Origin of the sequence: Microbacterium yannicii PS01, assembly GCF_000304335.1 — a bacterium.
GTDB lineage: Bacteria > Actinomycetota > Actinomycetes > Actinomycetales > Microbacteriaceae > Microbacterium > Microbacterium yannicii_A.
This window is the reverse complement of record NZ_CAJF01000008.1, coordinates 18815-40226: the sequence shown is the minus strand read 5'-3', so window position 1 is coordinate 40226 and position 21412 is coordinate 18815. Positions and strand designations below refer to the sequence as shown.

At 69.1% G+C, this 21412-nt stretch carries 17 protein-coding genes; 11 read left to right on the top strand and 6 right to left on the bottom strand.

All coding sequences use genetic code 11. From position 1 onward, the window contains the following. Positions 1-9: 9 nt before the first annotated feature. The gene (locus tag WYM_RS06195) at positions 10-633 is read right to left on the bottom strand and encodes a TMEM175 family protein (protein ID WP_019179959.1); all 624 of its coding nucleotides are present in this window, start codon (positions 631-633) and stop codon (positions 10-12) included. A 67-nt stretch (positions 634-700) separates the two neighbouring features. Here WYM_RS06195 and WYM_RS06190 point away from each other — a divergent pair, with 67 nt between their 5' ends. Further along, on the top strand, positions 701-1807 hold the full coding sequence (locus WYM_RS06190; protein WP_019179958.1) for an FAD-dependent oxidoreductase: 1107 nt from the start codon (positions 701-703) through the stop codon (positions 1805-1807). A gap of 215 nt (positions 1808-2022) precedes the next feature. Here WYM_RS06190 and WYM_RS06185 read toward each other — a convergent pair whose 3' ends face one another. Continuing rightward, entirely contained in the window at positions 2023-2637 is a 615-nt protein-coding gene (locus tag WYM_RS06185) for an endonuclease domain-containing protein (protein WP_237739327.1), read from the bottom strand. Between the two features lie 495 nt (positions 2638-3132). Then, the gene (guaB, locus tag WYM_RS06180) at positions 3133-4635 is read right to left on the bottom strand and encodes an IMP dehydrogenase (RefSeq protein WP_019179956.1); all 1503 of its coding nucleotides are present in this window, start codon (positions 4633-4635) and stop codon (positions 3133-3135) included. A 345-nt stretch (positions 4636-4980) separates the two neighbouring features. Here guaB and WYM_RS06175 point away from each other — a divergent pair, with 345 nt between their 5' ends. The 4 genes from WYM_RS06175 (at position 4981) to WYM_RS06160 (ending at position 9074) form a co-directional block, all read left to right on the top strand. Further along, positions 4981-6279, top strand: coding sequence for a branched-chain amino acid ABC transporter permease (locus WYM_RS06175; protein WP_051008082.1), 1299 nt, complete (start codon positions 4981-4983; stop codon positions 6277-6279). Between the two features lie 8 nt (positions 6280-6287). After that, on the top strand, positions 6288-7268 hold the full coding sequence (locus tag WYM_RS06170; protein WP_019179954.1) for a branched-chain amino acid ABC transporter permease: 981 nt from the start codon (positions 6288-6290) through the stop codon (positions 7266-7268). Between the two features lie 91 nt (positions 7269-7359). Continuing rightward, positions 7360-8337 carry an ABC transporter ATP-binding protein gene (locus tag WYM_RS06165; protein WP_019179953.1) on the top strand — a complete coding sequence of 326 codons (978 nt, stop codon included), beginning with the start codon at positions 7360-7362 and terminating at the stop codon, positions 8335-8337. Beyond that, the gene (locus WYM_RS06160) at positions 8334-9074 is read left to right on the top strand and encodes an ABC transporter ATP-binding protein (protein ID WP_019179952.1); all 741 of its coding nucleotides are present in this window, start codon (positions 8334-8336) and stop codon (positions 9072-9074) included. The genes WYM_RS06165 and WYM_RS06160 overlap by 4 nt, the downstream gene beginning before the upstream one ends. Positions 9075-9295: 221 nt before the next feature. Here the strand turns inward: WYM_RS06160 and WYM_RS06155 are convergent, their stop codons facing one another. After that, entirely contained in the window at positions 9296-10579 is a 1284-nt protein-coding gene (locus WYM_RS06155; RefSeq protein ID WP_019179951.1) for an ABC transporter substrate-binding protein, read from the bottom strand. Between the two features lie 232 nt (positions 10580-10811). On the opposite strand from WYM_RS06155, the gene WYM_RS06150 reads away from it, so the two are divergent. Genes WYM_RS06150 through WYM_RS06140 form a run of 3 tightly spaced genes read left to right on the top strand, consistent with a single transcriptional unit; the run spans position 10812 to position 13824 of the window. Then, positions 10812-11024, top strand: coding sequence for a heavy-metal-associated domain-containing protein (locus tag WYM_RS06150; protein ID WP_019179950.1), 213 nt, complete (start codon positions 10812-10814; stop codon positions 11022-11024). Then, entirely contained in the window at positions 11021-13480 is a 2460-nt protein-coding gene (locus WYM_RS06145) for a heavy metal translocating P-type ATPase (protein ID WP_019179949.1), read from the top strand. Before WYM_RS06150 ends, WYM_RS06145 begins: the two co-directional genes overlap by 4 nt. A gap of 11 nt (positions 13481-13491) precedes the next feature. Next, a complete protein-coding gene (locus WYM_RS06140; RefSeq protein WP_019179948.1) occupies positions 13492-13824 on the top strand; it encodes a metal-sensitive transcriptional regulator in 333 nt (110 codons plus the stop codon). A gap of 30 nt (positions 13825-13854) precedes the next feature. On the opposite strand, the gene rarD is transcribed toward WYM_RS06140, so the two are convergent. Beyond that, the gene (gene rarD, locus WYM_RS06135; protein WP_019179947.1) at positions 13855-14865 is read right to left on the bottom strand and encodes an EamA family transporter RarD; all 1011 of its coding nucleotides are present in this window, start codon (positions 14863-14865) and stop codon (positions 13855-13857) included. Positions 14866-15033: 168 nt separating this feature from the next. Then, on the bottom strand, positions 15034-15330 hold the full coding sequence (gene groES, locus WYM_RS06130) for a co-chaperone GroES (protein ID WP_019179946.1): 297 nt from the start codon (positions 15328-15330) through the stop codon (positions 15034-15036). A 481-nt stretch (positions 15331-15811) separates the two neighbouring features. Here groES and WYM_RS21030 point away from each other — a divergent pair, with 481 nt between their 5' ends. The 3 genes from WYM_RS21030 to WYM_RS06115 all read left to right on the top strand — a co-directional run bounded on the left by WYM_RS21030 (position 15812) and on the right by WYM_RS06115 (position 21037). Then, positions 15812-17590: an Hsp70 family protein gene (locus WYM_RS21030; RefSeq protein WP_051008078.1), complete on the top strand. Its 1779-nt coding sequence runs from the start codon at positions 15812-15814 to the stop codon at positions 17588-17590. 24 nt (positions 17591-17614) lie between these two features. After that, a complete protein-coding gene (locus tag WYM_RS21025; RefSeq protein ID WP_157524928.1) occupies positions 17615-20167 on the top strand; it encodes a LuxR C-terminal-related transcriptional regulator in 2553 nt (850 codons plus the stop codon). 123 nt (positions 20168-20290) lie between these two features. After that, on the top strand, positions 20291-21037 hold the full coding sequence (locus tag WYM_RS06115; RefSeq protein WP_019179944.1) for an IniB N-terminal domain-containing protein: 747 nt from the start codon (positions 20291-20293) through the stop codon (positions 21035-21037). The last annotated feature ends 375 nt before the right edge of the window (positions 21038-21412 follow it).

The following is a 21412-nucleotide window of genomic DNA, read 5'->3' as shown; positions in this document are numbered from 1 at the left end:
GCCTGCGGGTCAGTCGCCTTTGCCGCGAAGCACGCGGGTAAGCGGGCCGTCGAGGAGGAACAGCAGGAAGGCCGCCGATCCGATCCAGGGCGAAAGCACGACGACGACGGCAGCGATCAGGACGGCGCTGAGCGAGCCACGGCCGTAGGCGACGGCATCCGCTGCCGTCAGGTCCGGCAGCATGACGTCGCGCCGGCGGACGGCCCACTGCCACTGCACCCAGCTGAACAGGATCGCGAGGAAGAACGTGACCGGCATCGCCATGCGTCCGGCGAAGTACTCGGAGTACTCGGTGGTCAGTCCGGTCGCGAACGGAACGAGCACCACGAAGAGGAGCCGTGCGTTGTTGAGCCAGATGAGCGTCGCGTCCGCGCGGGCGATGTGCTCGAACTGCTGGACGTGCACCATCCACAGCAGACACAGCAGCACGAAGCTCAATGCGAAGTTGAAGAACTGCTCGCCCATGCCCAGCAGCGCCGTCCACAGTTCGCCGTTGCTCGAGACCTCGCCGAAAGTATGCGTCGTGAGGTCGAGCACGAGGAGCGTCGCGGCTATCGCGAACACCCCGTCGGTGAACGCCTCGAGTCGCACGGTGCGCTGAGTCGCCGCCGGATGCCGCCGCTGCCTGATCACGGGTTCAGGGTAGCGGCGGGCGTGAGGGCTCCGGCGCCTCCCTGGCCGAGGCTGGGAGGATGGGGGCATGACCGCACGCGTCCCCTACCTCGTGATCGGCGCCGGCGCGATGGGCCTCGCCGTGACGTGGCAGCTCGCCCGCCGCGGGCAACCGGTGCTCGCACTGGAGAGGTTCGAGCGGGGTCACGCGCGCGGAGCGTCGCACGGCGCCACCCGCAACTTCAACAACGCGTACGCCGCCGAGCACTACCTCGACCTGCTGACCCTTGCCCGGACCGAGTGGGACGAGCTCGCCCGCACCACCGGCGAGCCGCTGCTGCGCCTGCACGGCCTCGTCACGCACGGCGACCCGGCGGTGATCGGCGGCGTCCACGCCGCGCTGTCGGCGCGCGGCGAGCGCGCCGAGGTGCTCTCGGCGACCGAAGCCGGCCGCCGCTGGAGCGGCATGCGCTTCGACGGCGACGCGCTCTTCACGCCCGATGCGGGCGTGGTCAGGGCGGCCGCCGCCCTCGAGGCGCTCGAGCGGGGCGCGCGCGGCCTCGGGGCCGACATCCGCTTCGGGCACGCCGTCACCGCGCTCGAGGAGCGGGCCGACGGCGTCGTCGTGACCGTCGAGGCGGACGGCACACGCGCCGACATCGTGGCCGACGTCGTGGTGGTCACCGCCGGAGCCTGGACCTCCGGCATCCTTCCCCCGTCCTTCCCCCTGCCCCGGCTGACCGTGACGGAAGAGAGCCCGGCTCACTTCACGCCGCGCGGCGCCCCGGCCGACTGGCCCTCGTTCAACCACTTCGTCGATCCCGATCGTCAGATCGGCAACGTGTACGGCATGCCGGCCCCGGGCGAGGGCGTCAAGGTCGGCCTGCACCTCGTCGGTCCCGTCGTCGACCCCGACGCCCGCACCTATCGGCCCGTGCCGGCGCTCGCGGAGCGCCTGCGCGAATACGTCGGCGAGTGGATGCCGGGGCTCGACCCCGACTCGGCAGTCCCGATCAGCTGCACCTACACGTCGACCGACACCGAGGACTTCGTGCTCGACCGGCGGGGCCGCATCGTCGTCGGCGCCGGCTTCTCGGGCCACGGCTTCAAGTTCACGCCCGCGGTCGGAGCCGTGCTGGCCGGCCTGGCCGTCGACGACACGGCGCGCGCCGCGGCGCCCTTCCGCCTGCCCTGAATCGCCGGCGCGCGTACGGCGGGTGTCTCACAAGCTGCGGCGTCGGGCCGGTGCCGCCCGCAGGAGGCGAGACATTGGCGGTCGTCGTGTCTCACAAGCTGCGGCGGCCCGAACTCCACAGAATCGCGCGAAGTTCGCAGGTTTCGCGACGGATGCCGCGAGCTTGGCGGGATGCTGCGAAGTCTGTGGGCAGGCGAGACAGTCGCACCGTGCGCTCAGGAGGCGAGATGGAGCCGAGCGCCGACTGCGCTGCGCACCGTGCGCTCGACGAGCGACCAGTCATGTACGACCTGTGAGTAGCTGAAGCGAAGCACGGTGTACCCCCGCAACCTCAGCTCGGCGTCGTGTGCGATGTCTCTTGCCCGCTGCGCGCTTGAAGAGTGGAACTCGTAGCCGTCGATCTGAAGGACGAGGCGATCACCGACCAGCACGTCGACAGGCCGCCCGGCAAGGTAGATCTGCTGCCGCACTTCGAGCCCCCAACGCCGCAGTGGCGTCACGACGAGGGTCTCGAGCCCGGAGTCAGAAAGGCCCGTGACCGCGCCGGCGAGTTCGCGAGCAGCGATCGACGTCCATCCCATGCCCCTGAGCGTCTGCGGCGCGATGCGCTCCGTCCGGCTGGCCGACTCCCAGACCACGAGCGCGGTGTCTCGGTCGAGACAGGTGGCGATATGGAGCAGCGCATCCTCCACTGTCCCGGTGAGTGCGCGCTCGGAAGGGATCAGCGGCTTGGTCCAGTGCGTCACCCCCTCCCATCCGTCCCCGAGTCCGGTGGACGCCGAGCCGGGCCTGAGATGCAGGTGCAACTCGGTGCCGACGGTCTCCGGCATCCACCATCCTCTCCGCCGAGCGAGGCTGGTGCAGCTGATGCTCCCGCCCGATGATGCCGCCGTCCGCAGGTCTTCCGGGGCAGTCGGATGGGTGAGCCATACCCGACGCACGAGCTGGGCATGTCCCTCGCGCACGAATGAGCGGACGAGCGCGATCGCGAATCCCGCACGCAGCGCCTCATTCCTGTGGGCGATGCCGCCTCGGTTCATCAGCCAGGCGAGCAGCTCGTCGACTGTCTTCCTCCTGGCCGCCATACGGACAGCTTGTGAGCCGAGTCGGCTCGCAGGACCAAAGAACCTGCACTCTGTGAAGAGCTTCCCCTCACCACGCGTGGGGGAGGAAGGGACGGATCTCACAAAGCTCGCAGAGTCGCGCCGACCTCGCACGGATCCGGGAAGATCCTGCGAGATTCGCGCGAATCCGCGAAGTCTGTGAGCAGCGGACACGCGGCCCCGCCGCCGAGACAGAGAACGGATGCCGCTCCTGTCGCCGGATCAGCGCTTGTAGTTGGGGGCCTCGACGACGATCTGGACGTCGTGGGGGTGCGATTCCTTCAGGCCCGCCGCCGTGATGCGGACGAACTTGCCCTTGGCCTTGAGCTCTTCGATCGTGCGGGCGCCGACGTAGAACATCGACTGGCGCAGGCCTCCGACGAGCTGGTACGCGACGGCGGAGACCGGTCCGCGGTAGGCGACCTGGCCCTCGATGCCCTCGGGGATGAGCTTGTCGTCGCTGGGGACGTCGGCCTGGAAGTAGCGGTCCTTCGAGTACGAGGTCTTCTTGCCGCGGGTCTGCATCGCGCCCAGCGAGCCCATGCCTCGGTACTGCTTGAACTGCTTGCCGCCCTGGAAGACGATCTCGCCCGGGGACTCGTCGGTCCCGGCCAGGAGCGAGCCGATCATGACGGTGTCGGCGCCGGCGACGAGCGCCTTGGCGATGTCGCCCGAGTACTGCAGGCCGCCGTCGGCGATGACCGGGATGCCGGCTTCGCGGGCGGCGAGGGAAGCCTCGTACACGGCGGTGACCTGGGGAACCCCGACACCGGCCACGACGCGCGTCGTGCAGATCGAACCCGGTCCCACGCCGACCTTGACGGCGTCGACCCCGGCGTCGATGAGCGCCTGGGCGCCCTCGCGCGTCGCGACGTTGCCGCCGATGACGTCGATGTGATCGAAGCTCGAGTCGGCCTTGAGGCGGCGGACGAGGTCGATGACGCCGGCGGACTGACCGTTGGCGGTGTCGACGACCAGGACGTCGACGCCCGCATCGCGCAGCGCCTCGGCGCGCTGCCAGGCGTCGCCGAAGAAGCCGATCGCGGCGCCGACGCGCAGCCGGCCCTGCTCGTCCTTGGTGGCGAGCGGGTACTTCTCGCTCTTGTCGAAGTCCTTGATCGTGATGAGGCCCGCGAGCTTGCCCTCGTCGTCGATGAGCGGCAGCTTCTCTACCCGGTGGTGAGCGAACAGGGCGATGACCTCGCCGGCGCTGATGCCCACGCGGCCGGTGACGAGATTCTGGCTCGTCATGACGTCGCGCACCTTGGTGGTCTGACGCTCGAAGCCCGAGACGAAGCGCATATCGCGGTTGGTGACGATGCCGACCAGGCGCCCCTCCTCGTCGATGACGGGCAGGCCCGAGATGCGGTACGTGGCGCAGAGATTGTCGACCTCTTCGATCGTGGCGTCGGGCGTCGTCGTGATCGGGTCGGTGATCATGCCCGACTCGCTGCGCTTGACGCGGTCGACCATCGACGCCTGCTCCTCGATGGCGAGGTTGCGGTGGATGACGCCGATCCCGCCCTCGCGGGCGATGGCGATCGCCAGGCGCGCCTCGGTGACGGTGTCCATCGCGCTCGAGATGAGCGGCGTCGCGACCGTGATGCGGCGCGTGACGCGCGAGGACGTGTCGGCCTCGCTGGGGATGACGTCGGTGTGGCCGGGCAGCAGCAGCACGTCGTCGTAGGTCAGTCCGACGAAGCCGAAGGGGTCGTTGTGCTCCATAGGTTCTCCAGCGCGGGCGCGCGTTCGCAGATGCGGTCGAGGGGGTGGACAGCGGCGGACGGTGCGCTCATGACGCTCCGTACTCGATTCTAAGGCGCGGCGACCGCCGTTTGTTCCCGCGCGCCCGCGCTCGCGTACGCGAGGACACCGGCGTCCGCGGGGGCGCCGAGCCGCGGCATCCCATTGCGAAACGATCACGTATCCACAGGGTGTCGTAGGCGAAACACCGGCGACACATTACAGTCGTAGCGTCGTTCATCACGGCCGATGCGACCCGAGCTTCGGTGTACGCGTGATGCCGCTACTGGAGGTTTTGTGGGTCCTGCGACTGTGACCGCGAGACGCATGACCGGAGTGCGCGCTACAGCTGCGCTCTTCGGCTTGCTGCTCATTCTGCTCGGGCTGTTCGCCACCGCGACGCCGGCCCTTGCCGCCGAAGACGATCCCTACCGCATCAGCGGCAATGTGCAGCTCGACGGCGAGCCGCTCGAGGGCGTCGCCCTGACGATCGACGGCCCAGGGGGTGAGCAGGAAGTCGAGACGGATGCCGAGGGGCAGTGGCGCGTGGGAGTCCCCGAGCGCGGCGAGACCTACGTCGTCACCCTCGATGAGGACACGCTGCCCGAAGGCATCGCCGTCGTCGACGCCGAGGGCGCCGACGACACGCCCAACGTCAAGGAAGTCGAGATGGGGCAGGGCGGCCGTGTGACCGTCAACTTCTTCATCGGCGAGGGCGAGCGCAACGTCACGAGCTTCTTCGACCAGCTGATCCAGCGCATCATCCAGGGCCTCAGCTTCGGTCTCATGCTCGCGCTCGCCGCGATCGGCCTCTCGCTGGTCTACGGCACAACGGGCATCTCGAACTTCGCCCACGGCGAGATGGTGACCTTCGGCGCGATCGCCGCGTTCTTCCTCGTCGGGCCGGCCAGCCTGGCGCTGCCCTGGTGGCTCGGATATCCCTTCGCCGTGATCCTGAGCGCCGTGCTCGGCTTCGTGCTCGACGCGATCCTGTGGCGACCTCTGCGTCGACGGCGGGTCGGAGTCGTGCAGCTCATGATCGTGAGCATCGGCCTGTCACTGGCGCTGCGGTACACCTTCCAGCTCTTCATCGGCGGTGGCACGCTGCAGCTGCCGTTCTCGGCCGAGGCGAAGATCCCGCTGTTCGGAGCCGTGGAGCTCAGCGTCATCGACATGGTGTCGCTGGCGATCTCCATCATCGTCATCGTCGGCTTCGCCCTGTGGCTCACCCGCTCCCGCATGGGCAAGGCGACACGCGCGATCTCCGACAACCCGTCGCTGGCCGCGGCGTCGGGCATCGACGTGGATTCGGTGGTCCGTGTGGTCTGGATCGTAGCGGGAGGCCTGGCCGGTCTCGCCGGCATCCTGTACGCCTACTACCGTCCCGGCATCAAGTGGGACATGGGCGCCCAGATCCTGCTGCTCATGTTCGCCGCCGTCGTGCTCGGCGGACTCGGCACCGCCTACGGCGCGCTCGTCGGTGCGATCATCGTGGGTCTGCTCGTCGAGGTGTCGAGCCTGTGGATCCCCGCCGACCTCAAGTACGCCAGCGCACTCTTCATCCTCATCGTCATCCTGTTGTTCCGCCCACAGGGAATCCTCGGACGACGCGAGCGGATCGGTTAGGACCACCCATGGACTGGATTCAGATTCTCTCGAACACGGCCTCGTCGATCCTCAGCCCGGCGACGATCGGCTACGCGCTGGCCGCTCTCGGACTCGCCGTGCACTTCGGCTACGCGGGCCTCATCAACATGGGCATCGCCGGCTTCATGGCCATCGGCGCCTACGGCTACGCCATCTCGATCCTCTCGTTCGGCCTCCCCTGGTGGGCCGGCGCGCTGATCGGCCTGGCTGCAGCGGCGATCTTCGCGCTCATCCTCGGCATCCCGACCCTGCGCCTGCGCGGCGACTACCTCGCCATCGTGACGATCGCGGCGGCCGAGGTCGTGCGCCTGCTCTTCCTCACGACGGCGTTCGACGACGTCACCGGTTCGGCCGACGGCTTGAGCGGGTACCACGCCAGCTTCCGCTCCTCGAACCCGATCCCGCAGGGCGAGTACGGCTTCGGTCCCTGGATGTACAACGAGACCGGCTGGTGGGTCCGCATCATGGGCCTGGTGACGCTTGGCATCGCCGCCCTCGTCGTCTGGATGCTGACGCGCAGCCCGTGGGGGCGCACCCTCAAGGGCATCCGCGAGGACGAGGACGCCGTCCGCTCGCTCGGCAAGAACGTCTTCGCCTACAAGATGCAGGCCCTCGTGCTCGGCGGCATGCTCGCCGCGGCCGGCGGCATCGTCTACGCGCTTCCCTCGGCCGTCAGCCCGGGCGTCTATGTCACGTCGCTGACGTTCTTCATCTGGACCGCTCTCCTGCTCGGTGGCGCCGCGACGGTCTTCGGACCGCTGCTCGGCTCGCTGATCTTCTGGGCGCTGCAGACGTTCCTGTCGAACGTGCTGCCGGCGATGGCCACGGCCGGGCTGCTTCCGGGGCTCAACCAGATCCAGGCGGGCACGCTCCGCTTCATCCTCGTGGGCGTCGCGCTCATGCTGCTCGTGATCTTCATGCCGCAGGGGATCCTCGGCAACAAGAAGGAGCTGACCTTTGTCAAGTAACGACTCCTCAAGTAACAGCACCTCAAGTAACGAGGCTTCGGGCCACAGCATCCCGAACGAACCGTCGCCGGTCACCGGATCGACCGCTGATATGGGCTCGGCGCCGGTGGCGCGCGCCAAGACCACCGGCCTGCACGTCGGCGAGGCCGTACCAGGCGTCGCGAAGGTGGACCCGATCATCGTGGCCGATGGCGTGCGCCGGACGTTCGGAGGCGTGACGGCCGTCGACGTCGATCACCTCGAGATCCCGCGTGGCGCGATCACCGCCCTCATCGGCCCGAACGGCGCGGGCAAGACCACGCTGTTCAACCTGCTCACCGGCTTCGACCAGCCCGATCAGGGCACGTGGTCGTTCGAAGGCAAGTCGCTGTCGGGCGTCCCGGCCTACAAGGTGGCACGCCGCGGACTGGTCCGCACGTTCCAGCTCACGAAGGCGCTGGGCCTGCTCACCGTCATGGAGAACATGAAGCTGGGCGCGCAGAATCAGCGCGGCGAGAAGTTCTTCGCGAGCCTTATTCCGACGATCTGGCGCTCGCAGGACGCCGAGTTCGAAGACCGGGCGATGGGCCTGCTGAAGAAGTTCAAGCTCGACGCGAAGGCCGACGACTTCGCGGCGAGCCTCTCGGGCGGACAGCGCAAGCTCCTCGAGATGGCACGGTCGCTCATGACCGAGCCGACGCTCGTGATGCTCGACGAGCCGATGGCCGGCGTCAACCCGGCCCTCACGCAGTCGCTGCTCGACAAGATCCTCGATCTCAAGGACGAGGGCATGACCGTGCTCTTCGTCGAGCACGACATGCACATGGTGCGCCACATCGCCGACTGGGTCGTCGTGATGGCCGAGGGCCGCATTGTGGCCGAAGGCGACCCGACGTCCGTCATGAGGAACCCCGCGGTCATCGACGCATACCTCGGTGCGCACCAGGATCTCGACCTCGGTGTCGTGACCGGTCGCATCAACGTCATCGAGGCCGATCCGACGACGGATGCCGCGGCGTCGGCCGCAGCGGATGCCGCGGTCCTCGTCGACGAAGGCCTGGCCGAAGAGGAAGAGGAGGACGTCAAGTGACCGCTCCCACCGCGACGGGCACGCCCGTCGTCGTCGTCGACGACGTGCACGCCGGCTACCTGCCGGGCGTGAACATCCTCAACGGCTGCAGCCTGGTCGCCGAACAGGGCGAGCTCATCGGCATCATCGGGCCGAACGGCGCCGGCAAGTCGACCCTCCTCAAGGCGATCTTCGGGCAGGTCAACGTCCGCAGCGGCACGGTGTCGCTCGAGGGTGATGACATCACCGGGCTGCGGGCGAACAAGCTCGTCGCTCGGGGCGTGGGGTTCATCCCGCAGAACAACAACGTCTTCCCGAGCCTCACCATCGAAGAGAACCTGCAGATGGGCCTCTATCAGCGGCCCAGCGCCTACAAGGAGCGTCTCGAATTCGTCACCGGCATCTTCTCCGAGCTGGGCAAGCGCCTCAAGCAGCGCGCGGGGTCCCTCTCGGGCGGCGAGCGGCAGATGGTCGCCATGAGCCGCGCTCTGATGATGGACCCGAAGGTGCTCTTGCTCGACGAGCCCTCCGCAGGCCTCTCCCCCGTCCGCCAGGACGAGGCGTTCATCCGCGTCTCCGAGATCAACAAGGCCGGCGTGACCTGCATCATGGTCGAGCAGAACGCGCGCCGCTGCCTGCAGATCTGCGACCGCGGCTACGTCCTCGACCAGGGCCGTGACGCGTACACCGGAACAGGCCGGGAGCTGCTGAACGACCCCAAGGTCACCGAGCTCTACCTCGGCACGCTGGGCACCTGACCCGGACGAGTTCGAGAAGAGGGGACGGATGCCGAGGCATCCGTCCCCTCTTCTTCGTGCACCCCCTCCTCCCCTCCCCGCGCGCGGTTGAGCCGTTTACGGACGAGACACGCCGTGCGGGGTGTGTCTCGACACGGCGTGTTCCGTCCGTGAACGGAGTGAGAGCGGGCACGCGAAAGGCCCCGAGTCCGAAGACCCGGGGCCGATCGTGTGAGTGAGGCTCAGCCCTCGTACGCGACGTAGGTGTTGTCGTCCTCGTACTGGTAGATGCCGATCGACGCCTCGGTCGGGTCGCCGACCTCGTCGAACGTGATCGGGCCCGAGATGCCGTCGTAGTCCGCGACGTCACCCGCGAGGATGATGTCGGCGCAAGCAGCGAACGACTCGCACTTCTCGCCGTCACCCGAACCGCCGGAGACCTCGATGAGCGCCTCGGCGATGGCCGCCGAGTCGGTCGAGCCGGCAGCCAGAGCGGCCAGCGCGAGGAGCGTGGTCGCGTCGAACGACTCGGCCGCGTAGCTGTAGTCAGCCAGCGGCTCGCCGCCGTCGGCCTCGACGAACGCGTCGAGCTCGCCGGTGAAGTCGCTGATCGCGTCGATCGACAGACCCGGGAGCGTGCCCTTCGAGCCGGTGAGCGAGCCCTCGGCGAAGCCGGCGTCTGCGAAGTTCTTCAGGTTGCCGTCGACGAAGTAGAGCTTGTCGCCGGGGAACTGACCGAACAGGCTCGGCAGGATCGTGGAAACCTCGTCGAACGTGATCAGCGCGATCGCGTCGGGGTCGGCTGCCAGCACCTCGGAGATCTGCGCGTCGAAGCTCGTGTCACCCGTGTTGTAGGTGGGAGCTGCGACGACCTCGCCGCCGGCGGCCTCGAAGGCCTCGGTGACGTAGCCGGCCAGGCCGGTGCCGTACGAGTCGTTCAGCACGATCATGCCGAGCGTCTGGTTGCCGTCTTCGGCGATGAGGTTGCCGAGCACTTCGCCCTGCAGGACGTCCGAGGGCGCCGTGCGGAAGTAAAGGCCGTTGTCCTCGTACGTGGTGAACGCGTCGGACGTGTTGGCCGGCGAGAACTGGATGACGCCGGCGCCGGTCACCTGGTCGATGAACTGCAGCGAGACGCCCGACGACGCGGCACCGATGATGGCGGAGACGCCTTCGCCCAGAAGGCGGGGGATCTCGGTCTCGTAGGCCTTGTTGTCGGTGTCACCCGAGTCGCCGAAGACCGTCTCGAGCGTCAGCCCGGTGGTGTCGGTGTACTCGTTGATGAGCGACTCGGCATACGCGACGCCGGCCTCCTCGGGCGGGCCGAGGAACGCGAGGTTTCCGGTCTGCGGCAGGGCGGTGCCGATCTTGAGGTTCAGTTCCTCGGTCGGGCCGGCTGCGGTTTCGCTGGGCTCGCCGCCGCCGGTGCCGCCGCTGGTGCAGCCGGCGAGGACGAGGACGCTGGCGCCGGCGAGCGCGAGGCCGCCGAGGACGGTGGACTTGCGCGAGCGGGTGAAGACGCTCATGTTGCTCCTTGCTGTGTGTGTACGCGGCCGGCTCGGGGACCGACCCAATGCCCTAAACCTAATCGCGGGGAGAGCCTCGCAATGTTGCCATTCGTTAACGATGTGTAACAGGTCGGACCCGGGGTTTTTCGGTCCGGAGGTCGAAACGCGGATCTCTTCATACCCACGGGGGGTACACTCGATGGCGAGGTACCCTGCGGGGGTATCATGGAGCGACGACGAAAGGCATGACATGGCTGCGGCTCAGTACACGGTGACGGGAATGACGTGCGGGCACTGCGAAGCGTCCGTGCGCGGCGAGGTGTCGAAGATCGCCGGCGTCGAGTCGGTGCAGGTGAGCGCCGCTTCCGGCGTTCTGACGGTGGTCTCCACGCGCGAGCTGGCCGACGACGAGGTCGTCGCCGCGGTGGACGAGGCCGGCTACGCCGCCGTCCCCTCCCGATGACCCCGACGCCCGCTCCCGGCGCCGCTCCCACGGCGCGGATCGAACTCGAGATCGGCGGGATGACCTGCGCCTCGTGCGCCGCGCGGATCGAGAAGCGGCTGAACCGGATCGACGGGGTCGAGGCATCCGTCAACTACGCCACAGAGAAGGCACTCGTGAGCGGCCCGGCCGGGCTGGACCCGCAGGCGCTCATCGACGAGGTCGTCAAGACCGGGTACTCGGCCGCCGTTCCGGCCCCGGCCGCACTTCGCGACGGTCGGTCCCGAGGAAGCGATGACGCGCACGACGCTGCCGCAGACCCCGAGCTGACGGGCCTGCGCCACCGGCTCATCGGCTCCATCGTGCTCTCTGTGCCGGTGATCCTCCTCGCGATGATCCCCGCACTGCAGTTCACCTCCTGGCAGTGGGCGTCCCTGGCTCTCGCGGCGCCGGTGGTGGTGTGGGGAGCCTGGCCGTTCCACCGCGCCGCTTGGATCAACCTCCGCCACGGCGCCGCGACGATGGACACGCTCATCTCCCTCGGCGTGTCGGCCGCGTTCCTGTGGTCGCTGTACGCGCTCTTCCTCGGGACGGCCGGCATGCCCGGCATGACCCACGCGTACGAGTGGCCCGCGCTGCTCGGCGGCAGCGCCCAGCCCGGCGACGGCGCGGGAGACATCTATCTCGAGGTCGCCGCGGGCGTCACGACGTTCGTGCTCGCCGGCCGCTACTTCGAGGTGCGGGCCAAGCGCCGCGCCGGCGCTGCGCTGCGCGCTCTGCTCGAGATCGGGGCGAAGGATGTCGCGGTGCTCCGCCCCGGATCCGCCGGCGCCCCTCTCGTCGAGATGCGCGTGCCGATCGCCGAGCTGCGCGTCGGCGAGGAGTTCGTGGTGCGCCCCGGCGAGAAGATCTCGACCGACGGGGTCGTGACCTCGGGCACCTCCGCCGTGGACGCCTCGATGGTCACCGGCGAGTCCGTCCCCGTCGAAGTCTCCCCCGGCGATGCCGTGATCGGCGCGACGGTGAACGCCGGCGGCCGGCTCGTGGTGCGCGCGACTCGCGTCGGCGACGACACGCAGCTCGCGCAGATGGCTCGGCTCGTCGAAGAGGCACAGACCGGCAAGGCGCAGGTGCAGCGTCTCGCCGACCGCATCTCGGGCGTCTTCGTGCCGATCGTGCTCGTGATCGCACTCGGCACGCTCGCCGCCTGGCTGCTGTCCGGGGCGTCCGCGTCGCTCGCCTTCACCGCCGCCGTCGCGGTGCTCATCATTGCGTGCCCCTGCGCGCTCGGACTCGCCACCCCCACCGCCCTCCTGGTGGGAACCGGCCGCGGCGCTCAGCTCGGCATCCTGATCAAGGGTCCCGAGGTGCTCGAGTCCACCCGCCGGGTCGACACCGTGATCCTCGACAAGACCGGCACCGTCACCTCGGGCCGCATGACCCTGGTCGACGTCGTTCTGGCCCCTGGCGACGAGACCCCGCCGGGCGGAGAGTCCGCTCCCGGGCGGATCATCGGCGTGGAATTCGCCGCCGGGGCCTCAGGTCTCCGCCGGGCGGACGCCGGCGACGCCGCAGATCTCCGCCGGGCGGACGCGGGCTCTACGACGCTGCTCGCCCGCGCCGAGCTGCTCCGGCTCGCCGGCGCTCTCGAGCACGCGTCGGAGCACCCGATCGCCCAGGCGATCGCGCGTGCTGCTGCCGACGAGACCGGGCCGCTTCCCGAGGTCGAGTCGTTCCAGAACGTGCCAGGCAAGGGCGTGTCCGGTGTCGTCGACGGGCGTGCGGTGCTCGTCGGCCGCGAGACGCTTCTCGCGGACTGGGCGCTGAGCCTTCCGGCGCAGCTGGCCGACGCCAAGACCGCGGCCGAGGCATCCGGCCGCACCGCGGTGCTGGTCGCGTGGGACGGCGAGGTGCGCGGCGTGCTCGTCGTCGCCGACCAGGTCAAGCCGACCAGCGGCGAGGCCGTTGCGCAGCTGCGTGCTCTGAACCTGACACCGGTGCTGCTCACCGGGGACAACGCTGCGGCCGCCCAGACGATCGCCGCCGAGGTCGGCATCGACCGCGTCATCGCCGAGGTTCTGCCGCAGGACAAGGTCGCCGTCGTGACCGGCCTGCAGGCTGAGGGGCGCGTCGTCGCGATGGTCGGCGACGGTGTGAACGATGCCGCCGCTCTCGCGCAGGCCGACCTCGGAATGGCGATGGGGACGGGAACGGATGCCGCGATCGAGGCATCCGACATCACCCTGGTCCGCGGCGACCTGCGCAGCGCGGCCGACGCGATCCGGCTCTCGCGAGCGACGCTCGGTACGATCAAGGCCAACCTGTTCTGGGCGTTCGCGTACAACGTCGCCGCGATCCCGCTCGCGGCTCTCGGCCTGCTCAACCCCATGATCGCCGGCGCGGCGATGGCGCTCTCGAGCGTCTTCGTCGTCGGAAACAGCCTGCGGCTGCGGCGATTCCGCAGCCTCTCACAGTGAAGGATGCCCCGGTGACCGATACCGCCACCCACGACCACAACCACAATCACGCCGACGGCGAGAGCCACCACGGCTACATCACCGACAAGGACAAGTACCTCAACCGGATGAAGCGGATCGAGGGTCAGGCCCGCGGCATCCACAAGATGGTCGAGGACGAGAAGTACTGCATCGACATCCTCACGCAGATCAGCGCGCTCACCTCGGCGCTCGAGGCCGTCGCGGTCGGGCTTCTCGACGATCACCTGCGGCACTGCGTCGTCGATGCCGCGCGGCTGGGCGGCGCCGAGGCGGACGCAAAGATCACCGAGGCCTCGCAGGCGATCGCCCGCCTAGTCCGCTGAGGGACCAGTCGGGGCGGTTCGGCGAACGGTTCAGGATGCCGCGGTGTGGCGCGCACGCCGGGCGTGAAGCACCGAGTCCACCGTCAGGACGCTCAGGGCGACCCACACCAGCGCGAAGCCGATCCAGCGCTCGATCGGCATCGGCTCGCCGAGCACCCACGCTCCGATGATGAACTGCAGGATCGGGGCGACGAACTGCAGCAGCCCGATGACCGTCAGCGACACGCGACGCGCGCCGGCCGCGAAGAACAGCAGCGGTATCGCCGTGATGACGCCCGCGAGGCTCAGCAGCACGGCGTGCCAGACCCCGCCCGTGCCCATCGTGATGCCGGTGGTCCCGCCGACGACCGCGAGGATCACGCCCGCAATCGGCGTGAGCCACAGGGACTCGAGCGTCAGGCCGCTGACGGCGTCGACCGAGGGTCCGACGTGCTTCTTCACCAGGCCGTAGAGGCTGAAGCTGGCGGCGAGGGTGAGCGCGATCCAGGGGAACGAGCCGTAGCCGACGATGATCACTGCCACCGCGGCGGCGGCGATGCCGATCGCGACCCATTGCGTCGTGCGCAGTCGCTCCCGCAGGACGAGGACCGCCAGCAGGACGGTGGCGATGGGGTTGATGAAGTAGCCGAGGCTGGTCTCGATGACGTTGTCATTGAGAGCCCCGAACATGAACACCTGCCAGTTCACGTAGATGAGCAGGCCCGCGATCACCGTAAGGCCCAGAATGCGCGGCTGACGGAAGATCGCAGCGAGTCGTCCCCAGGTGCGCGTGACGGTCAGCAGCAGCGCGCAGAACACCAGCGACAGCACGATCCGCCACGCGACGAGCTCGAACGGCCCGGTGGGCGCGAGCAGGATGAAGTACAGCGGCAGGAAGCCCCAGAGGAAGTACGCCGAGAATGCGTACACGCCGCCCAGGGTGCGCTCTCGGCCGGCGTCCGCCGATGCGGGCGGAAGCGCGACACCGGCGGTGGACGCGGCGGCCTCTGCCAGTTCGTCGGTGTCTCCGGTCCGCGGGGTCGAAGACGAATCGGAGCTCACCTGTTCAGCCTACGGCCGAGTCGGCAGGGCACGGTCGACGGACGGCCGCTGCGGCATCCGTCTTCCTGCCGATGTGCGGCCGGTTTCTGCCACATGCTTGCTGCAGACAGCAGAGAGGACCGGATGCCTCGGCATCCGGTCCTCTCGAAACTGCGCTGTACGCGTGGGTCAGCGAACGACGACCGCCAGGACGTCGCGGGCCGACAGGACGAGGAACTCGTCCGCGCCGAACTTGACCTCGGTGCCGCCGTACTTGCTGTAAAGCACGCGGTCGCCGACGGACACGTCGAGGGGGATGCGGTTGCCGTTGTCGTCGATGCGGCCGGGGCCGACGGCGACGACTTCGCCCTCCTGCGGCTTCTCCTTGGCAGTATCGGGGATGACGAGGCCACTCGCGGTGGTCTGCTCGGCCTCGACCTGCTTGATGACGATGCGGTCCTCGAGCGGCTTGATGGAAACCGACACGGTCTACCTCTTCTTTCCTTGAGACTGAAGACTCGTTAGCACCCGCACACTGAGAGTGCTAACGCAAGTCTAGGCAAGGGATTGGCACTCCTGCAACGTGAGTGCCAATCCATGACGCCGACACGTCATCTGATCCGGTCTTGAGATGAACATTCCCCGTCGGCTGCCGGTCTGTTCGCGAAACCCGGTGTCCGGTTGGGGCTGAACCCTTCCCCCGCCGCGAGACCGCATGTATCATCGCAAGCGTCGCCTGACTCTCACATCGGGGAATGGTTTGAGAGCGACGACACCGCGAGGTCGGGGGAGCTCGCACTGGGATGTGGGGGCAGTATTTCTAATGGGTGAGTCATATTTCCTTGCTGTCGACGTGGGGACGAGTCGGGTAGGGGCCGCAACGGCGCGCCTTTCTGCTGACGGCAGCATCTCCGCGGCGTCATTTCCGCTGGGACGCCGGAGCGACAGTGTCGCCACGGTCGTCTTCGTGGCGGAAGACGGCGAGCTCCTGTTCGGCGACGTCGCCGAGCGGCGAGGCGTCACGCAGCCGGAGCGGTTGATCCGCGAGTTCAAGCGCAGCATCGGCGACGAGGTGCCGCTCATGGTCGGCGGCCAGTCGATCCGTGCCGAGCAGCTGTATGCGCGCACGGTCGCGAGCGTGATCGAGATCGTCACCGAGCGTGAGGGCGTGCAGCCGGAGGCCGTCATCCTGACCCACCCGGCGATGTGGGGCCCGCACCGCATCGGCCTCGTGCGCGCGGCGCTCGACGCCATCGGCGTGGGCGCAGTGGAGTTCATCACCGAGCCGGAGGCCGCCGCCCGCCAGTACGAGGCGGCGCGCGCGCTCGACGACGGGCAGACGCTCGCCGTGTACGACCTCGGCGGTGGCACCTTCGACTGCGTCATCCTCCGCAAGCAGGACGACGCGTTCGAACTGATGAGCGCCCCCATCGGTCTGGACAACCTCGGCGGCGCCGACTTCGACGACGCGGTGCTGCGCCACGTGCTGCACGCCGCAGACGTCCCGGCGGATGTGCTGGCGGATGCTTCGCCCGACGCCCGCATCGCGCTCTCGCAGCTGCGTCGCGAGTGCGTCGACGCCAAGGAGGCGCTGTCGTTCGACTCGGACGTCGTCGTTCCCGTGCTCCTGACCGCCGGGCGATCGAGCGTGCGGCTCACTCGCGCGGAGTTCGAGGACATGATCGACGGCTCGGTCGAGCAGACGATCGACGCCCTGGAAGACGCCCTCGACGCCGCCGACGTGACACCCGAGCAGCTCGAGTCGGTTCTGCTCATCGGCGGATCCTCGCGCATCCCTCTGGTCACGCAGCGCCTCTCTGAACGGCTGGACCGCCCGACGGCGATCGACGCGGATCCCAAGTCGTCGATCGCGCTCGGCGCAGCCCGCACGGCGCTCATCCGTCTCACCGATCGCCAGATCGGCGTCTCGACCGACCTCGCCCTCCTCGACGCCTCCGCGGCTTCGGCGGGCGAGCTCGAGCTCATCCCGGCGACGCAGGCTCCGGCCCTCGCCGCTCCGGTGGGTCCGGTGGCCGGCAGGTCCACGCCGAGCGCACGCCACATCCTCGCCGTCTCGGGCGGCGCGATCGTCGTCGCCGCCGCGATCGTCTTCGGCAGCACCATGACGGCCGGGACCGGCATCGGCGACTTCTTCGCCCCGTCCGCATCCGATTCCAAGACGACGGACTCCGGCACGGATGCCGACGTCGCTCCGGAGGAAGAGATCGTGGCGCCGGTCACCGACACTGCGCCCGTCGCCGATACTCCGAAGCAGCAGCAGGCGCAGCCGAAGGCCAACAACCCCGGACCGCGCCGCGGAGCCAAGCAGGCTCCGCCGCCGACCAAGCCCGCGGACGCGGCAGCGGCTCCGAAGCCGACGAAGGGTGCCAAGCCGACTCCCCCGCCGAGCGCCAACCCCGGGACTCAGTCCGGCAACACCGACGGCGGCAGCTCCACGGACGGCAGCTCGTCGGACGGCACCTCGACGGACGGTACCTCCACGGACGGCACCTCGACCGACGGAACCTCCACCGACGGCACCTCCACCGACGGAACCTCCACCGACGGAACCTCGACGGACGGGACCTCCACCGACGGAACCTCGACGGACGGGACGTCAACCGACGGGACCTCGACCGACGGCACGTCCGTCGACGCCACGTCTCTCGACGCCGACGCGACAGTGACCGAACCGCCCGTCGAGCCGGTTCCCGCGGCCACTCCCGACGTCGACGCCCCGGCCTGAGTCGCCCGTCTTTCGAGGTTCATCATGCCTACGCCAACTCTGACGGTGGCGTCGTTCTTCGACGCTGCGGATTTCACGGGCGCGCGACACGCCCGCCCACTCATCGACGCGCTCACCGCCGACGACACGCCCCCGCGGGTGCTGATCTCGGGGAACGCCGGGTCGGGCAAGACCACGATCCTGCGCAATGCGCAGCGGTTCCTCACGCAGAGCAACGTGCCGGTAGCGGTGCTGGGTCCCGACACCGACGTGCGGAAGGTGTCGTCCTCGAGCATCCTGCTCGTGGACGACCTGCACCTCCTTCCTACTGAGCAGCTCGACGATCTCGGCATCCGCGCCTCCGATCCCGACGCGGCGCTTCTGGCCGCCAGTCGGCCGTGGCCTCACACGCAGGAGCTGTCGTCCATCGCCCGGCACCTTGAGCGCAGCCGTCCGGCGGTCGTGCTCGGCCACGTCACCCGTGCGGACGTCCTCGATCACCTCGAAGCGCAGGGGCGCACGCTGTCGGCCTCGTGCCTCGATCACATCCTTCAGATGACCGGTGGCGTCTCGTGGCTGGTCTCGGCCGCCCTCGTCGCCCACGATGATCGCGACTGCGAAGGCGACGGCGCCCACGCCGCACTCGGACACGTGCTCGAACAGAGCGTCGCCCACCGGCTCGAGGTGCTGGAAGACGACGTGCGGCGGCTCATCGAAGCGATCTGCGTGGTCAGCTCGGACGAGGGACCGATCCCGGCGAAGCTGCTCGAGGACCCCGAGAGGGTGATCGCCCAGGGCTACGCCGAGGGGCTCCTTCTGCGCAACGGCCGCCCGGTTCCCGCGGTGCGAACCGCGGTGCGCGCGAGCCTGCCGGTCGGCCGGCTCGTCGACCTCTTCTCGGGCTTTCCCGGCGGGTTCGATCCGCTCGCGGCCGGCGGCGACGGCATGCTCGCCGATGTTCGTCACCCGCAGCTGAGCGCCGCTCTCGTCGAGCGCGGGGACCAGCTTCTCGAAACTGATCCGCAGCGCGCGCAGCAGCTCTACCGGGCGGCCGCGCAGGCTGGCATCTCCTCAGCCGACCTGTCGGCACGACGCGCGCAGGCGGCCTGGGCGTGCGGCGACATCGACGGCGCCGCACAGCTGATCGACGAGGCCGTCGCGTATCCCGACCGCACCGAGTCGCAGTCGTCGCGACTGGCCGATGTCGCAGCGGCGACATGGTCGATGCGCGGCATGCTCGAGACCGGGTGCGGCTTCTACGACATATTCCCGCCGACGACCGCCGAGGCATCCGTTCGCGCGCTCGTCGCCCGGATCGGCGTGGGCGACGCGGCTGCTGTCGCCGGCGAGCCGGAGAGCGTCACCAAGACCGCCCCTTCGACGCTCGGTGTCGCGATGAAGCTGCTGCGGCGCGGACTGCTGGCAACGCTCGGGTCGGCCCGCAGCGAGGCGGCCCTGGCCGATCTCGTGCGCGCCTCGCACTTGTACACGTCATCGCAGAGTTCCGCCCCGATGCCCGAGCATCCCGCGGTGATCGCGGCGATCGTGGCCATCAGCAGCGGCGACCTCGCCACCGCCCGCTCGGTCGTCGACGCGGCCGTCGAGGGTCACAGCGGCACACCGTGGACGATGTCGAGGCTCCTCCTCTGGCGTTCATGGATCGCGCTGCAGCAGGCACGCGGACCGCAGGCTCGGGAGGCTCTCACCGCCGCACTCGCCCTCACGGCGACCCCTGCGCCGCGCGACGACCTCCTGGTGCAGGCGATCCGCATCGGCCTCGCCCGGCGGTACGAGGACGCCGCCGCCCTCACGGTGGCCTGGGACGGCGCACGCGACAGCATGCTCGACGCCGACGTCGATCTGTTCACTCTCCTGCCGCTGGTCGAGTTCGTGAGCGCAGGCGCCCGGCTCGGCGATCAGGCGATCACCGACCCGCTGCTCGCTCGAGCCATCGGGATCGTCGAGCGACTGGGCTTCCCCCCGGTCTGGTCGGCGCACCTGCGCTGGGCCGGCATCCAGGAGGGCATCCTCCTGGACCGCCCCGCCTCGCTGAGCCCTCACGCGCACGCCCTCGTCGAGGCGGCCCCGCGCAGCCACGTGGCCGAAACGATGGCCAAGGCCGGGCGCACCTGGACGTCCGTGCTCGGCGGCACCGCGGACCCTGATGACGTCGACTCCGCAGCGCAGGCGCTCGCCGCCGTGGGATTGCGGTGGGATGCCGCCCGCCTCGCAGGCCAAGGAGCGGCACGCTCATCGGATCGCAAGGTCTCGGCCCGTCTCCTCGCCCGTGCACGCGAGTTGCACCCGCCGGAGAACGCCCGGACGGGCGACGCGCCCGCCGAGGACACCGGCACCGGCCCCGTCCGGACCGCCGCGGTCGCCGGCCTCAGCGAACGCGAGACCGACGTCGCACGACTGGTGGTACAGGGCAAGACCTACGCCGAGATCGGCGAGACGATCTTCATCTCGCCGCGAACCGCCGAGCATCACATCGCGAGCATCCGACGCCGGCTCGGCGCCACATCGCGGTCCGATCTGATCGCGAAGCTGCGCGTCGCGCTCGAGCATTCGGGTGCGACATCGGAGCAGGATTCGTGATGATCCCCGCACCCCGATGCGAAACCCCTAAAGCCCCCCAGCGATTCGGGGAAACCCCCGATTCGCTGATTGTGAGAACCACCTAATCTCAGGAATGAGTTTCGAAGTGACAGGAGCCGAGTCATGACCACACCGCTGGCAACGATTGCCGACGCACTGATTGAGTTCATACTCAGTCTGCTGAATGACCCCGCTGCGGCGGAGGAGTTCGATGAGGACCCGCAGGGCACGCTCGCGCGTAACGGGCTCGGGGATGCGTGCGTCGAAGACGTCCGCGCCGTCGCGCCGGTTATCGTCGACCGCCCCGACGTGCACCACAAGCCGCATGGCGGGCACAACCCGACCCCGCCCGGACCTCCTTCTGTCGAGAAGGAGATCACGAACATCACGAACAGCTTCTCGATCGACAACCGGGCGACGATCGTCGACCAGTCGGTCAACCAGAACATCTGGGCCGACGGCGACGTCAACCAGATCTTCGACCAGGAAGCCATCGTGAACAGCGGCGACAACGGCGCTGCTGCGGGTGAAGATGCCGAGGTCGACAACTCCGACACCGACACGACGGTCGGCGACGTGGCGATCGGCAACGAGGACACCACGACCAACATCAACGACTCGTTCGACGACGAGTCGACGAACACCGAGACCGAGGTCGAAGTGGACGCCGAGGAGTCGTTCAACGACGACTCGACCGACGTCGCGGTGGATGTCGAGGTCGACGACTCGTTCAACGACACGACCGAGGTCGCCGTCGAGAACAACGTGTCGACCGAGGTCGAGGCGACGAACGAGGGCAACTACTACTCGGACGACTCCGCGGTCGTGGAGGACATCTACGTGGAGCCCGAGACAGAAGAGCAGATGTAAGGTTCCGGTGTGACCGATCGGAACGACGACGACCGCTCGCGCGCCACGGCTAAGCCGGGGCGCGCGAGCGGTCGTTCCAAGCCTCCACCGCCCACCTTCGAAGATCCGCCGGTCGAGCAGCCCCGTCGCAAGGCGCCGCGGCCCGCACCCGCTGCAGGGCCGTCCGACACGACGGCCCGGCCGCCCGGTTCGCAGGCGATCGGGCGCGTCCCGGTGGCCCGGGTGCCGGCATCCGAGGTGACTCCTCCCCCGCCGATGGACGCACCGCAGGGCCGACCCCGACAGCCCCCGCCGCCGAAGCGTGAGGCCCCGGAGCGCCCGCCCACGGCCAGCCCCAATGCGGCACCCGTCCTGACGAAGCTGCCGCCGCCGTTC